This window comes from Solibacillus faecavium (assembly GCF_014836905.1).
GTDB lineage: Bacteria > Bacillota > Bacilli > Bacillales_A > Planococcaceae > Solibacillus > Solibacillus faecavium.
Genome location: NZ_JACSPZ010000002.1, coordinates 623,182 through 637,281, shown reverse-complemented (window position 1 = coordinate 637,281; position 14,100 = coordinate 623,182). Strand labels below are relative to the sequence as shown.

15 protein-coding genes are annotated in these 14,100 nt (G+C 37.2%); 10 read left to right on the top strand and 5 right to left on the bottom strand.

Going from position 1 to position 14,100, the window contains the following annotated elements; all coding sequences use genetic code 11:
• Positions 1-86: 86 nt before the first annotated feature.
• Positions 87-485 (top strand): MarR family winged helix-turn-helix transcriptional regulator, encoded by a 399-nt coding sequence (locus H9635_RS06650; RefSeq protein ID WP_191699360.1) that lies wholly within the window; start codon positions 87-89, stop codon positions 483-485.
• A 5-nt stretch (positions 486-490) separates the two neighbouring features.
• Positions 491-1,678 carry an MFS transporter gene (locus H9635_RS06645; RefSeq protein WP_191699359.1) on the top strand — a complete coding sequence of 396 codons (1,188 nt, stop codon included), beginning with the start codon at positions 491-493 and terminating at the stop codon, positions 1,676-1,678.
• Positions 1,679-1,727: 49 nt separating this feature from the next.
• Here the strand turns inward: H9635_RS06645 and H9635_RS06640 are convergent, their stop codons facing one another.
• On the bottom strand, positions 1,728-2,123 hold the full coding sequence (locus tag H9635_RS06640) for a ribonuclease HI family protein (RefSeq protein WP_191699358.1): 396 nt from the start codon (positions 2,121-2,123) through the stop codon (positions 1,728-1,730).
• A 113-nt stretch (positions 2,124-2,236) separates the two neighbouring features.
• Here H9635_RS06640 and H9635_RS06635 point away from each other — a divergent pair, with 113 nt between their 5' ends.
• Positions 2,237-2,428 carry a zinc-finger domain-containing protein gene (locus tag H9635_RS06635; RefSeq protein ID WP_191699357.1) on the top strand — a complete coding sequence of 64 codons (192 nt, stop codon included), beginning with the start codon at positions 2,237-2,239 and terminating at the stop codon, positions 2,426-2,428.
• A gap of 715 nt (positions 2,429-3,143) precedes the next feature.
• On the opposite strand, the gene H9635_RS06630 is transcribed toward H9635_RS06635, so the two are convergent.
• Both H9635_RS06630 and H9635_RS06625 read right to left on the bottom strand, forming a co-directional pair.
• Positions 3,144-4,127 (bottom strand): SEC-C metal-binding domain-containing protein, encoded by a 984-nt coding sequence (locus H9635_RS06630; RefSeq protein WP_191699356.1) that lies wholly within the window; start codon positions 4,125-4,127, stop codon positions 3,144-3,146.
• Positions 4,128-4,350: 223 nt separating this feature from the next.
• Positions 4,351-5,250, bottom strand: coding sequence for a DMT family transporter (locus tag H9635_RS06625; protein WP_191699355.1), 900 nt, complete (start codon positions 5,248-5,250; stop codon positions 4,351-4,353).
• 144 nt (positions 5,251-5,394) lie between these two features.
• On the opposite strand from H9635_RS06625, the gene H9635_RS06620 reads away from it, so the two are divergent.
• The 3 genes from H9635_RS06620 (at position 5,395) to H9635_RS06610 (ending at position 7,835) form a co-directional block, all read left to right on the top strand.
• Positions 5,395-6,285, top strand: coding sequence for a LysR family transcriptional regulator (locus H9635_RS06620; RefSeq protein ID WP_191699354.1), 891 nt, complete (start codon positions 5,395-5,397; stop codon positions 6,283-6,285).
• Positions 6,279-6,941 (top strand): phosphopantothenoylcysteine decarboxylase domain-containing protein, encoded by a 663-nt coding sequence (locus H9635_RS06615; RefSeq protein ID WP_191699353.1) that lies wholly within the window; start codon positions 6,279-6,281, stop codon positions 6,939-6,941. The genes H9635_RS06620 and H9635_RS06615 overlap by 7 nt, the downstream gene beginning before the upstream one ends.
• Before the next feature lie 81 nt (positions 6,942-7,022).
• On the top strand, positions 7,023-7,835 hold the full coding sequence (locus H9635_RS06610; RefSeq protein ID WP_191699352.1) for a VOC family protein: 813 nt from the start codon (positions 7,023-7,025) through the stop codon (positions 7,833-7,835).
• A 45-nt stretch (positions 7,836-7,880) separates the two neighbouring features.
• Here the strand turns inward: H9635_RS06610 and H9635_RS06605 are convergent, their stop codons facing one another.
• Positions 7,881-8,081: a cold-shock protein gene (locus tag H9635_RS06605; protein WP_191699351.1), complete on the bottom strand. Its 201-nt coding sequence runs from the start codon at positions 8,079-8,081 to the stop codon at positions 7,881-7,883.
• 191 nt (positions 8,082-8,272) lie between these two features.
• On the opposite strand from H9635_RS06605, the gene H9635_RS06600 reads away from it, so the two are divergent.
• Positions 8,273-9,952: a formate--tetrahydrofolate ligase gene (locus H9635_RS06600; RefSeq protein WP_191699350.1), complete on the top strand. Its 1,680-nt coding sequence runs from the start codon at positions 8,273-8,275 to the stop codon at positions 9,950-9,952.
• Between the two features lie 93 nt (positions 9,953-10,045).
• Here the strand turns inward: H9635_RS06600 and H9635_RS06595 are convergent, their stop codons facing one another.
• Entirely contained in the window at positions 10,046-10,198 is a 153-nt protein-coding gene (locus H9635_RS06595; RefSeq protein WP_191699349.1) for a hypothetical protein, read from the bottom strand.
• 238 nt (positions 10,199-10,436) lie between these two features.
• On the opposite strand from H9635_RS06595, the gene H9635_RS06590 reads away from it, so the two are divergent.
• The 3 genes from H9635_RS06590 to H9635_RS06580 are packed head-to-tail and all read left to right on the top strand — an operon-like array spanning position 10,437 to position 14,084.
• On the top strand, positions 10,437-11,069 hold the full coding sequence (locus H9635_RS06590; RefSeq protein ID WP_191699348.1) for an HD domain-containing protein: 633 nt from the start codon (positions 10,437-10,439) through the stop codon (positions 11,067-11,069).
• Positions 11,066-12,952 (top strand): ABC-F family ATP-binding cassette domain-containing protein, encoded by a 1,887-nt coding sequence (locus tag H9635_RS06585; RefSeq protein ID WP_191699347.1) that lies wholly within the window; start codon positions 11,066-11,068, stop codon positions 12,950-12,952. The genes H9635_RS06590 and H9635_RS06585 overlap by 4 nt, the downstream gene beginning before the upstream one ends.
• A gap of 10 nt (positions 12,953-12,962) precedes the next feature.
• Positions 12,963-14,084 (top strand): virulence factor, encoded by a 1,122-nt coding sequence (locus H9635_RS06580; RefSeq protein ID WP_191699346.1) that lies wholly within the window; start codon positions 12,963-12,965, stop codon positions 14,082-14,084.
• The last annotated feature ends 16 nt before the right edge of the window (positions 14,085-14,100 follow it).

Here is a 14,100-nt window from a genome sequence, read left to right as displayed (position 1 = left end):
TTTTAATCTTACTTTACATAATGTTTACATAGGCGTAACATATGAGTAAACTATTTAATTAGGTAAATAAATCGGGGGTAAATATGTTGAATGAGTTATTTCACATGTTTTTTCAACAAAATCGTTATTTAGTCAATAAATTAAATGAAGTATTAAAACCACATGGTCTTTATAGTTCACAATGGTCAATCCTCTATTTGCTGCACCAAAATGGACCAATGTCACTCACTTCAATCTGGAAATATTTAAATGTGGAAGCACCAACTGTGACAAGAACGGTTAATCGTTTGGAATCTCTAGGCTGGGTTGAAAGACTGTATGCGATGGATAAGCGCGAAAAAATGATTTTCTTAACAAAGAAAGGATTGGAACAGTTTCCGCCCATTGAAGCGTCTGTTCGATCGTTTGAACAGGAAATAGAGAAAAAGTTAACATACGAAGATCAGGAACTCCTAAAGGGAATACTTAAAAAGATAGAAGGTTAATGGAAATGGAGCAACAAAATCAACAGAACAAAATTTTTACTAAACAATTTATTAGCTTATTTTTTACGAATATGGCGGTATTCTTTGTATTTTACGGTTTAATTACGACTTTGCCGCTATATGCAATCGGCGTGCTGGGGAAATCGGATGATGATTCAGGATTACTCGTTACAGTATTTTTAATCTCGGCAATAATTGTCAGACCGTTTTGCGGGAAATTACTAGAAGTGTTTGGGAAGAAGAGGCTGCTTATAGTCAGTCTAGCTTTTTATTTAGCGTGCACTATACTATATATTTTCTTTAAGCCATTTATTTTATTGCTGGCACTAAGATTTTTCCAAGGAATATGGTTTAGTATTGCTACAACAGCATCGGGCTCGTTGGCAGCAGATATTATTCCTGCTAAACGTAAAGGAACAGGCTTAGGCTATTTTACAATGTCAACGAATTTGGCAGTAGTATTCGGGCCATTTATCGGGTTACTTATTATCCAATACGCAAGCTTCAATGTGCTGTTTATTGTGTTATCTGCTTTTGTTGCGGCTGGCGGTTTGCTGGCATTAACATTACCGGTAGAAGAAAATTATGTAACACCCGTACAGGGGAGTAAATTCAAATTTTCATTTAATGATTTATTTGAAAAAAGAGCATTGCCGACTGCTGCCATAGCGTGTTTAATCGCATTTTCGTATGCCAGCATTTTGTCATTTTTATCGTTATATGCAGAAGAACGAAATTTACTTACAGTAGCGAGTTATTTCTATGCTGTGTTTGCAGTTGCGATGATTGCAGTTCGGCCGTTTACAGGGAGAATCTATGATACATTTGGAGCAAAATACGTTATAATTCCATCGTTCTTCCTTTTTAGTATTGGTTTAGTAATACTTGCCAATGCTCAGCAGGCAATACCTTTTTTATTGTCTGCCATCTTTATAGGGATCGGATATGGGACATTAACAACGAGTTTTCAATCTTTATGCATCCAGTCTACTTCACCTATGCGAAGCGGATATGCAACAGCTACGTACTTTACGTTGTTCGATATAGGGATAGCAGTTGGCTCGTATGTTTTTGGGGTTGTAGCAGTAGCTGCAGGCTATAAGACCGTTTATATGAGTTCAGCGGCTTTAGTTTTCTTTGTATTAGTGATTTATATGATGACACATAGAAAACTTCAAGATCAATCGGAATAGTACAAAAAACGATTCATTTACACCTTAGCTGGATAAATGAATCGTTTTATTATTGGTCTGTATTTTTTAATATTGCTTCACGTGCAAGGGCGTCTGCGGCTTTATTTTCTTTATCAGGAATCCATTTTATAAAATAAAGCTCAAACTGTTCAATAAGTGACAGTGCTTCCAATAAAAACGGTTTAAATTCTTCATTTTTAACATATTCTTTTTCAATGGAGCTCACTACAATCTTTGAATCCGAGCGCATTGATACGAAGGTAGCACCAATTTTCAGCGCTTCTTCCAATCCTCTTATTAGCGCAGTAAATTCAGCTATGTGATTATTCGTCATACCTATTGGTTCACTTATTTTTATATGATGACCTTCACCTTTGATAAAAATGCCAATCCCGCTTGGTCCAGGATTACCGGCACTTGCACCATCAATATATACTTCCAGCATAAAACCGCTCCTTTTTAATTTGCTTATATTTAGTATAGCAAAACACTTGAAAGTTGGAGAATAATTAAAAATAGCGTACAATAGAAAATCATATTTAAAAGGAGGTACATGAATTGAATAAAGTGGATGTGATGAAAGACATTGATGAATTAATGGATACTTATTGTTCAGACTGTCTAGTCATTCGTGACCTTCGTAAGGAACGTGGAAAACACGGTGCACATCGTTTTTGTATCGAGTCTTGTACAGTTGGGGAACAACTTCAATTTCTAGGGCAAGAAATGATGAAAATTTATGAAAAATAACATTTTGTTGCTATCGTACTATTGAATGATAATGTTTTTTTGATATAATGAATAAGTATTTCTTATTTACCTATTATAAATCTCTGGTACAGATTTATGCAAAGTAGGTAAAGCCAATCAACGGAGTGGTTTCCGTTGAAAAGTCTCTTCATTTTTATCCCTTTTATGAAAAAGGGAAAGGAACAATTTGCAATGAGCTGCGCATAACAGCCTATTTGCAAATTGTTTTTTATTATATTTAAATAGTAATTTTACCCTTATATTTAAAAAATAAGGTTATCATGAAAATATTGGACTCATCACCATTTCATGGGGTTGCTTTCTTTTTCTTAATTGATTTGTGGGCTTTGGCAAGACAGAGCTAAGGCCACGTGATTAAGTACATTCTTTAGTGCCCTCCTAAAAATAAGGGTAGATTTTACCGTTATTTGAAGGGGGTAGCTCATTTTCAGGTTAAATAAGGGAACGGAACGTTTTACCGTTATTTTAAATAAAACCGTAAATTTTCATGTATTTTAGGTCAATAGCGGAAATTCCTTCCCTTATTTTTACTGTTTTTCATGTTATTTTAAAAATAACGGAAATTCGTTCCTCTATTTATCTCATTACCTAATTCAATATACAAATGCTTTTGAGCCACGCCGCCCGGAAAGCAGGGTATAATTCAAAGCAAAATAAAAGCTACTTCCGACGTCTCGAAAGTAGCTTTTTTGAATTATTTCTTTTCTTTATAGAAAACTGTTAATTCTTGATAATATTTATTTAAAGAAGATGGTGATACGCTGAAGCTCTCACCGATTTCTTTAACAGTGAATTTCTGTTCAAATAGGTCATGTTCCTGACCGAATCGTACAGCACCGGCAGCGATCGCACCGGCTTTACGTGCAGAAGGCTGTTTTTCAATTAAATAATCTTCTACAACCATTACAAAGTCTTCATTGTTAATGCCCTTGTCCACCATAAATTCTTTAAGCAGTTCCACTACTTCCTGTTCGAAAGGTGTAAACTCTTCGCCTTCATAGCCATTCTCCACTAAACCTTCCCATAATAATAGATGGTTTTCTTTTGCAAATTGTTCGACAGTTAACTTACTAGCTTTAAATGCATTTGTAAACTGTTCAAATGATATTGCATGTTCTTTGTGGAAGAAAATCAATGTTGATACAGCTAGTACGTGATTCTTTTCGTTCGAGCCATCCGGTAATAAAAATGCGAATACGCGCATACCTAATGGAATCGATTTATGGCTTTCTCGTTGAATTTGATAAGTCGTACCATCTAATGCAGAAATAGCTGTAAAGTACTCGTTTTCTACTTCCTCAACAGTCCCGATGAAGAAAATTGGCTGTTCCCATGATTTTAACAGTTCAATCATTGATGGGCGAAGCGTCTTTTTCATTGTTTTTGCTAAAAAGTTTTGCCAAATATCAGGTCGTTGATGGAAAAAATATTCATCCAATGCAACAGCTTCTACTAACTCTTTGTGTAATTTTTTTTCAAGTTTCGGTGCCCATTTTCGAACTAGCTCCATAAATTCACGGATATCTTTTCGTTCTGGGTAATTACTATAGAAAGTTTGTAATACGTTTTCGATCTCTTCCTGGAAAACGTTTTGCGAAGTTACTTGATTTTTACCTTCACAACATTTCTTGTATTTTTTTCCACTACCACATAGGCATGGGTCATTACGTCCAATCATTGTAACACTTCCTTTAATACAACTTTTAAATACTAATACCGCAGTATTGCTACTATTAATAATAACGTCAGATTGTTATTATTGAAACTGATTATCTTTTTTGAACTATCAGAAAGATTGTTGCATTTTAGATTATATTAAATTATATGCAAAAATAGAACAATAATAGATAGATTATAAAAAAAAGAGACAAAAGCAAGCATTCTTGCTATGTCTCTTCATATTATATCATTGTTTCAGAGTGTGGTGCTGTAGATAACTTTTTCATAAATATAAATTGTTCAAGTTGAGCAACAGTATTTCCGATTAAGATAAAGGCACCGCCTATAACAAGCTGGGAAGTTAACCCTTCACCAAGGAAAATCAATGCAAAAATTGCAGCGAAAATTGGCTCCAGTGAAAAAATTAGACCAGTATGTGTCGGAGAAGTATATTGTTGTACAACAGCTTGTGCAATAAAGCAAAATGCTGTACATATAATACCTAATCCTAAAATAGCGATCCATCCTGATGAAGTAGAAGGGAGTTTAGGAGATTCAAACATCATCGTAAAGAATGCTCCAAACAAACCTGCAACACCTAATTGATAGACTCCATATGAGATTGACTCCACATTTTTTGTAAATGTGCTATTCAAGATTATGTAAATGGAATAACATAAGGCCGCAATCGCAACTAAAATATCACCAATCTGAAAAGTGAGAGACGGATTAAATGTCAGTATTGTAATGCCGATCATTGTTGCTACAACAGCAAAACTAACTGCACGTGATGGTAGGCGTCTTTCCATTAAGCTAGTAATAATCGGTACTAATACGACAGTTAGGCTCAATATAAAGCCTGCATTTCCAGCAGATGTTGTTTTTAATCCGTATAATGATAAAGCGAAAACTGAAAATAATAAAAATCCTTGGATGGATGCGTACAGAATCGTTTTTATATTCACACGTAACATTTTCGGTAAAAATATTAACCCTGCGATTATAAATGCAATTAAACAACGTAATGCTACAACATTATAAGCTTCCAAAACTTCCAATCCCATTACCATAAAGGTATAGGAGATGCCCCAAAACATTGTAACTATTACCATCAAAATATTTGCTTTCCCTTGTAAACTCACTGATGTCACCACATTTCCAAAGTATAAATATATCACTGTTATAAAACAGTATAAAACAGGATATTGTTATTAGTAAAACGAATGTTTATAATGGTAATTATGAAAAAAATTCATGATGAAATCGTGTTTGTGGAGTGAAATATAATGAGTCTAGTTAAATATGAAATTTTAAATAAAGTAGCAGAAGTGCACAGTTTTACTAAAGCGGCTACAAGTTTAGGGTTAACGCAATCTGCTGTAAGCCATGCGATATCTAGTTTGGAAAAAGAATTTGGATTTAATTTAATACATCGGAATCGGACCGGGGTAACATTAACGGAGGATGGCATGCAAATGCTGTATGAAATGCGGAAAGTTCTATCGGCACAGGAACATTTACAGCAAGCAGCCTCCAATATTTTAGGGGTAAGTAAAGGTACGGTGCGTATTGGACTGATTTCTACAATTTCTACCCACTGGATGCCCAATATTATTCATATTATGGATTCCGAGTATCCAGGTATTCGCATCGAACTACGTGAAGGGGATTACTATGAAATTGAACAGTGGTTGTTAAAAGGAGAAGTAGACTGTGGATTTTTGAATCGTACAAGCTCCAAACAATTTGACTTTATGCCTTTAAAACGGGATCCGTTATTATGTATTGTGTCGTCACATAGTCCACTATATGATAGAACAGAGATAGATTTATTGGAGATAGGGGATACACCAATAATTATGCCTTATTATAAAGGAACAAATGATGTAATGACCACATTCGAGAAATACGGTGTGCAACCGAATATTCGCTTTGAACTGTATGATGAGAAGGCGATTGTATCAATGGTGGAGCATAATGTGGGCATAAGCATTTTACCGGAAATGGCGATTTCCATGTTACCGGATAATGTTAAAGCATTGCCGCTCGCTCAGGAAAGTTTCCGGACAATCGGTTTATCAACTAAGCAAAAGCTTTCACCTGCCTCAAAAAAATTCGTGGAAATTCTAAAAAATTGGCTAGTAAATGTAGAATCAAAAGGGGAACAACTATGTTAAAAGGAAAAAAGGTTTTAATAACAAGTGGTGGCACATTTGAAAAGTGGGATAATGTGCGTGGTCATACGAACTTATCTAAAGGGACAATGGGCAGCTATTTAGCAGAAGCCGCATATGAAAAAGGTGCGGACATTACGTACATGCATGGTGTCTTTACACAGCTGCCAGAGCATAAAGATGAAATGCAGCTTATTAAATTTGAAGGCATTGAAGATTTAGGGGAAAAGCTGAAACATTTATTGCAATCAGAGCAAATTGATTATGTCATTATGGCGGTAGCCGGATCTGATTGGCTAATAGATAAAGTGTTTGACCAAAGTGGAAACGAGCTGACTGAAAAAGGGAAGATGCCGTCTGATGAACCGCCGATTATCCATTTCAAAAAGGCACCAAAAATACTGGCGCAAATAAAAAACTGGTCACCGGATACAACGCTAGTAGGGTTTAAACTGGAAGCAACCGATGACGAACAGTTTTTAATGGATCGAGCAACATTACGAATGGAAACGGCAAAAGCGGATTATATGGTCGCGAATAGCTCGAAATCACTATACGGTGCGATGGAGCCGCATTATATTATTCACCGTTCAGGTAAGGTCGTAAAGGTAGATGGTAAACAAGCAGCCGCTACAGCTCTAATCGATTTATTCTCATAGATGATTTTACCTATTTCAATTTCAAGGACAATGTTATAATTAGAATATTCTAGCTATTTGAAATTGAAAAGAGGTTTAAATATGTATCAATTCGATCACCTAGTTCATTTTGTGGAACAACCAGAAAAAACGTTGCAAAAACTTCAGCAGGAAGGATTCCATGTTGTTTCTGGTGGAAGCCATGAAGCATGGGGTACATATAATACGTTGAGTTATTTTGATTTATCCTACATTGAATTAATCGGTATAGAAAATGAAGAGAAGTACAAAGAAGCGGCAAAACAGAAATATACTTTACATGCCAGCTATGAACAAAATCGACGTAAAGATGGATTAACACGATTCGCGATTCGTACACAAACGATTGAAGAAGATGCGAAAAAGTTTAAACAAGCAGGCTTGGAAGTTTCTGGTCCTGAACATTTTACAAGAAAGCGCGATGACGGTTCAATAGTAGGCTGGCAATTATTGTATATTGGCCACCCAAACGCCAAAATTGAGCTGCCATTTTTCATTCAATGGGATGAGGAGGATTCGATTCGCCGTAAGCAACTAACAGAGCGTGGTATATTAGCACAGCATCCGTTAGGGGATTTATTGCTCGATGCCATCCATTTCGTCGTTCTGAACTTTGATGATGTAGAACAAATTGCTAAACTGTGCGAAGCGGAAATTGTTAAGAAGGAAGATTTAGAACAAAATGCTGAATACAGGATTGTTGTGTTAGGAGACGTAAAGCTCGTTTTTGTAAAGCCGATTGGTGAAGGTATAGCTTGGAATTATATGATAGAAAATGGCTATGGCATAAAAAAGGCTGTACTTTCCGGTGCGTTGGAGGATAAAACGATTACAATTGACGGTGCACGATACGAAATTTTGAAAGCTGCAAAATAAAAAGAAGCTGTAAACGATGTTTTCGCAATTCGTTTACAGCTTTTTCTATTTTTTAATAACATTCGATGCCTGAAGACCACGAATGCCATCAATTACATCAAATTCAACGACTTGTCCTTCATCAAGTGAACGAAATCCTTCTTCTCTTATGCCAGTAAAGTGTACAAAAACATCTTCACCATTATTACTTTCTATAAATCCGTAACCTTTTTCATTATCAAACCATTTTACAGTGCCTTGGTGCATCCGCTTTCTCCTCCGATACTGTCAAATTCAATTGATGAAACATTAAGAGTACAGAATATTACGAATAAACTATATACTAAACCAACAAGGAATGTCAATAATTTGTCGATTTATGCGTTTAAATTTATTTATCGATTCTGATAAAACAGACTATAATAAGAAAGACTATATAAATGAAAGCAGGGCGAGATATGTCAACAACTACGAAAAAACCGAAATCAGACATCGAAATAGCAAATGAGGCAACGATGAAACCAATCGTAGAAATAGCTGAAAATGCAAAAATACCTTTAGATGCAGTGGAACAATATGGTCGCTTCAAAGCAAAGATTGATACGAGTAAAATTAGTGGAACGGCCAATGCAAAAGTGGTGCTTGTTACAGCGATTAGTCCTACACCAGCCGGAGAAGGAAAATCTACAGTAACAGTAGGCTTGGCAGATGCTCTTCAACAATTGAATCAGCGTGTAATGGTTGCTTTACGCGAACCGTCATTAGGACCGGTAATGGGTGTCAAAGGTGGCGCGACAGGTGGCGGCTATGCACAAGTTTTACCGATGGAACAAATTAACCTTCATTTTAACGGTGATTTCCATGCGATAACTACTGCGAACAATGCGTTATCGGCATTAATTGACAATCATATCCACCAAGGGAATGAACTTCATATTGATTCTCGCCGCATTATTTGGAAACGTGTTGTTGATTTAAATGATCGCGCATTACGTCATGTTACAGTCGGTTTAGGCGGACCACTACAAGGGGTACCTCGTGAAGATGGTTTTGATATTACGGTAGCATCGGAAATTATGGCGATTTTCTGTTTAGCGACAAGTATAAAAGATTTAAAACAGCGCCTGGCACGTATCGTCATTGGTTATACATATGACCGTGAGCCTGTGACAGTAGGAGATTTAAAAGTAGAAGGTGCCTTAACTTTAATTTTAAAAGAAGCAATGAATCCAAACTTAGTTCAAACAATTGAAGGTACTCCTGCTTTAATACACGGAGGTCCCTTCGCAAATATCGCCCATGGATGTAACTCGATTATTGCGACACAAACAGCACGTAAACTTGCGGATATCGTTGTAACGGAAGCTGGATTTGGTTCAGATCTTGGGGCAGAGAAGTTTTTAAATATTAAAGCACGCGAAGCAGGCTTTGAGCCGAGTGCTGTTGTAATTGTTGCAACAATTCGTGCCCTAAAAATGCATGGTGGTGTGGCAAAGGCGAATTTAGTAGAAGAGAATGTAGCGGCTTTACAGGATGGTATTGCCAATTTAGCGCAGCATGTTGCGAATATCCGTAATTTCGGGCTTGAGCCAGTCATTGCATTAAACCGCTTCATTACAGATACCGAAAAAGAACTGCAAGCTGTTTTACAATGGGCAGAAGCTAATGAAGTTCGAATCGCTCGTACGAATGTATGGGAAGAAGGCGGAAAAGGTGGAATTGAACTTGCTCAACACGTGCTGGAAGTAATCAATCAGCCAAGCACTTATAAGCCTTTATATGAGCTTCAGGAAACAGTGGAACAAAAGTTAGTGAAAATTGTACAGCAAGTATATGGTGGAGCAGGAGTACAATTAACAGAAGTGGCGAAAAGACAATTGGCTGCTATTGAGAAAAACGGCTGGGATAACTTGCCGATCTGTATGGCAAAAACACAGTATTCATTATCTGATCAGCCAGGCTTACTAGGGCGCCCAACAGATTTTGTTGTGACAATTCGTGAAATAATACCAAAGCTTGGTGCAGGCTTCTTAGTATGTCTAACAGGAGATATTATGACAATGCCGGGCTTACCTAAACAGCCGGCAGCATTAAGAATGGATGTTGCGGAAGATGGCAGTGCTGTAGGTCTTTTCTAATTAAAAATCCTAAAAAAGAAACGTATTCGTATATATTATGCGAATGCGTTTCTTTTGTTTTGAAAATTATTAGTATTCAATGGTTTTAGTCCTTTAAAACATAATTTGGAATAGGTTAGTCACAATCATAAAAGTTGCGCTTGCACCATAGGCTACTGACCCGATTAGTATTGGAGAAATGACGATTAGACCTTTTCGTTGATTATCATTCATATTTGGTGTAACCGCTTGCATTATTCTTTCCATAAATAACACATCCTTTTCTTCTGTTTTATGTTTCTGTAATGCTATTATATGTTTAATTTTTGTATAATTCAATAGAAATGTTCACACTTTTGACAAAAAGTTTCATGAAGTCCTATATTTGCGAAAACGAGTTTTAACGTGGAACTATAGAATGGCATGCTAATAACTTCTGTACCGATTGTGTAACATGTTAAAATGAAAAGGTAAAAGAATCTAATTGAAAATGGTGAATGATATTATGAGAGAACAGATACAGCGTTGTGAAAAGCTCGTTAAAGGGATATATGAATCAATGGATGCAAGTCATGATTTCCAGCATATTGAGCGCGTCTATAATAACGCTTTGGCAATTTTAAAAACCGAACCTTCAGCAAATGAAAAAATAGTTTGCTTATCTGTACTGCTGCATGATGTAAGTGATTCAAAATATACGACAGACAAATCAAATGAAGAACGGATATTAAATGAACTGGATTTAACTGCAGATGAGAGAAAACATATTCAAACAGTTATTGCGGAAGTGTCTTTTAACGGGGGCAATGAGTTACCAGCGACAACGATAGAGTCTAAAATTGTACGGGATGCAGATCGCTTGGATGCTATAGGTGCCGTGGGAATTGCACGTACTTTTGCTTATGGTGGTGCAAAAGGGCGCAAGTTGTATGATGATTCAGAAGAAGTGCGCTTTCAAATGACTGAAGAACAGTATCGTAGTCAATCAACGGCTAGTGTGACACATTTTTATGAAAAACTATTATTATTAAAAGATTTAATGGTAACAGCAAAAGGGTGCGAAATGGCTGAAGAGCGTCACAACTATATGGTACAATTTTTAGATCAGCTAAAAAAAGAAAGAGACGGGATTTTATGAGTCATTTAATCGTATCAAATTTAACAAAAACAGTAGGCGATAAAACGCTATTTCAAAATATTGAATTCACTATTTATGAAGGAGAACGTGCAGGCTTAATTGGTATTAATGGAACAGGGAAATCTACATTATTATCCATCTTGGCAAAAAAGCAGGATGCGGATACAGTGGACTTTGACCATCCGAATAAATACCGCATAGCTTATTTGGAGCAAGATCCTCAGTTTTCAAATGATATAACAGTATTACAGGCGGTTTTTGATGGAGATTCTCCCATTTTGCAATTAAACCGTGCGTATGAAGATGCGGTTACTGCATTATCACAAAATCCGCAATCCGAAAAATTGCAAAATGAACTATTTCGTCTTCAGCAACAAATGGACACTGAAAATGCATGGGATGTGAACGCATTAGCAAAGCAGGCGTTAACAAAGCTTGGCATCGATATGTTTGATAAAAATGTAACGGAACTTTCCGGTGGTCAGCAAAAGCGTGTTGCACTAGCTAAAGTATTAATTGAACCAGCAGATCTTTATTTATTGGATGAGCCAACAAACCATCTAGATGTTGCTTCTACAGAATGGTTGCAGGATATGGTGTCTCGATTAAAAGGGGCGGTTATATTTATTACCCATGATCGTTATTTCCTAGATGAAACGGCTACTCATATATACGAACTAGCAGATAAAACATTATATCGCCATACTGGTTCATATGGGGATTTCCTCGAAGCACGAGCAATTCGTGAAGAGATGAATGCTGCATCACAGGCAAAAATGCAAAATCGTTATCGTGCCGAACTTAAATGGATTCGACGTGGTGCAAAAGCGCGTACGACAAAACAGAAAGCCCGTATTCAGCGATTTGAAGCGTTGGACGAATCGATTGACCGTTCAAATGACCAAACCGATTTAGAGTTAGGACTGGCGACAACCCGTTTAGGAAAGAAAGTATTGGAATCTGACGGAATTTCCAAAGCTTACGGAGATCGTGTCATTATTAAAGACTTCCAGTTTTTATTGCAGCATGGTGATCGAATAGGAATAATTGGAGCAAATGGCTATGGGAAATCTACACTGTTGAATATGCTTGCAGGCGAAGTTACACCTGATACAGGTGAAGTTATTGTAGGCTCTACAGTAAAGCTTCTTCACTTTAAGCAAGCATTGCCTCCGATGAATGAAAATGCGCGAATGATTGATTATATCCGTGAAGCTTCCAATGACATCACGGATTCTGAAGGTGTGCGCTATTCTGCCTCTCAAATGCTGGAGCGGTTCTTGTTTCCCCTTAATTCTCACGGGACACCGATAAGCAAATTATCAGGAGGGGAGCGAAAACGTCTGCATTTATTGCGCCTATTGATGGAGCAGCCGAACGTATTGCTATTAGATGAGCCAACAAATGATTTGGATATCGAAACATTAGGCGTACTGGAAGATTTTATCGAAAACTTCCCGGGAGTCGTTATTACAATTAGTCACGACCGATTCTTTTTAGACCGGATTGCCAAAAAACTTTGGATTTTAGATGGCAAGGGCGGTGTATCGGAAAGTCTGGATGTGTATACTGATTATCTAGCGAAAAGAGAGTCCGAGCTACAGCAGGAAGCTAAGGAATTGAAGCAGGAAAAACCGAAAGTAGAAAAGCAAAAAAATGATAAGAAAAAGTTATCGTTTAAAGAACAAAAAGAGTGGGAAACAATAGCTGAATCCATTGCACAAATGGAAGAGAAGATAATGCAGTTAGAAGAAGAGATTTCGACTGCTGGCTCTGATTTTACAAAACTTCAGCAATTGACGTCAGATTTGGAAAAGTATAATTTAGAATACGAACAATTAATTGAGCGATGGAGCTATTTAGACGAAATCGTAAATGGATAGGAGCCTAACTATGAAAATTTTATCAATTGAACCGACGCCAAGTCCAAATACAATGAAAGTAGTAATTGATCAGGATTTACCATTCGGCAAAAGCTTTAATTATACGAAAGATAATATTTCGGACGCTTCACCTGAATTACAGGCTATTTTTGCCGTAGAAGGTGTAAAGGGGATTTATCATGTATCAAACTTTTTGGCGGTAGAACGTAACGCTAAATATGCGTGGGAAAATATATTGGCTGATATTCGACGCGCAATTGGTGGACAGGCTACGGAAAGCACAGAGTATGAGATCAATGAGCATTATGGAGAAGTGAACGTGCATGTACAAATGTATAAAGCGATTCCATTACAAATTAAAGCATTTGACGGAGAAGGAGAAGTTCGAATAAGTGCAGGCGATCGTTTTACAACGGCATTCAAACGTTTGCAGTTTAGCGTAACTGATGAAAACTATATTTTTGAACGGAAATGGGTTGATTTCGGAGTTCGCTACGGAGACAAAGAACAAGTGGCACAAGAAGTGCTAAAAGAAGTTGATGCACTTTATCCGCAAGATCGTGTTGAGTCAATCGTCCAGTCAGCTAATGAACAGGTCGTGACAGCCGCACAAGAGCGTAAAGAAGTGACATTGGCGCAATATGAGCAAGTGGAAGATTGGCAACAACGCTTCCAGCTGCTTGATCAACTCCCGGATCCAGAAGTGAAGGATATTCCGTTATTGGAAAAGGCATTGGAAGATGAACAGATGTCTGTTCGCCGTCTTGCTACTGTTTATTTAGGAATGATTGAAGATATAGCGGTTGTACCGGCATTAACGAAAGCACTGAATGATAAAAGTGCAGCGGTTCGCCGTACAGCAGGTGACTGTATGAGTGATTTAGGATTGCCTGAATTTGAACAGGCAATGATCGCAGCGCTTGGTGACAAAAATAAACTTGTACGCTGGCGTGCTGCAATGTATTTATATGAAGTCGGCACAGAGCAGGCAATTGCAGCGTTAAAAATAGCGAGTGAGGATAAGGAATTTGAAGTAAAGTTACAGGCAAAAATGGCTTTAGCCCGTATTGAAGGCGGGGAAGAGGCAAAAGGTTCTGTCTGGAAACAAATGACGGAGAGTCGAAAAGCATAGTATCCAATAATTGAGC

Bases quoted from the DNA above. Each gene is read 5' to 3' on its own strand.
- H9635_RS06645 (WP_191699359.1), top strand. From the start codon at position 491: ATGGAGCAACAAAATCAACAGAACAAAATTTTTACTAAACAATTTATT.
- H9635_RS06640 (WP_191699358.1), bottom strand. From the start codon at position 2,123: ATGCTGGAAGTATATATTGATGGTGCAAGTGCCGGTAATCCTGGACCA.
- H9635_RS06630 (WP_191699356.1), bottom strand. From the start codon at position 4,127: ATGATTGGACGTAATGACCCATGCCTATGTGGTAGTGGAAAAAAATAC.
- H9635_RS06620 (WP_191699354.1), top strand. From the start codon at position 5,395: ATGAGTCTAGTTAAATATGAAATTTTAAATAAAGTAGCAGAAGTGCAC.
- H9635_RS06615 (WP_191699353.1), top strand. From the start codon at position 6,279: ATGTTAAAAGGAAAAAAGGTTTTAATAACAAGTGGTGGCACATTTGAA.
- H9635_RS06610 (WP_191699352.1), top strand. From the start codon at position 7,023: ATGTATCAATTCGATCACCTAGTTCATTTTGTGGAACAACCAGAAAAA.
- H9635_RS06605 (WP_191699351.1), bottom strand. From the start codon at position 8,081: ATGCACCAAGGCACTGTAAAATGGTTTGATAATGAAAAAGGTTACGGA.
- H9635_RS06600 (WP_191699350.1), top strand. From the start codon at position 8,273: ATGTCAACAACTACGAAAAAACCGAAATCAGACATCGAAATAGCAAAT.
- H9635_RS06595 (WP_191699349.1), bottom strand. From the start codon at position 10,198: ATGGAAAGAATAATGCAAGCGGTTACACCAAATATGAATGATAATCAA.
- H9635_RS06590 (WP_191699348.1), top strand. From the start codon at position 10,437: ATGAGAGAACAGATACAGCGTTGTGAAAAGCTCGTTAAAGGGATATAT.
- H9635_RS06585 (WP_191699347.1), top strand. From the start codon at position 11,066: ATGAGTCATTTAATCGTATCAAATTTAACAAAAACAGTAGGCGATAAA.
- H9635_RS06580 (WP_191699346.1), top strand. From the start codon at position 12,963: ATGAAAATTTTATCAATTGAACCGACGCCAAGTCCAAATACAATGAAA.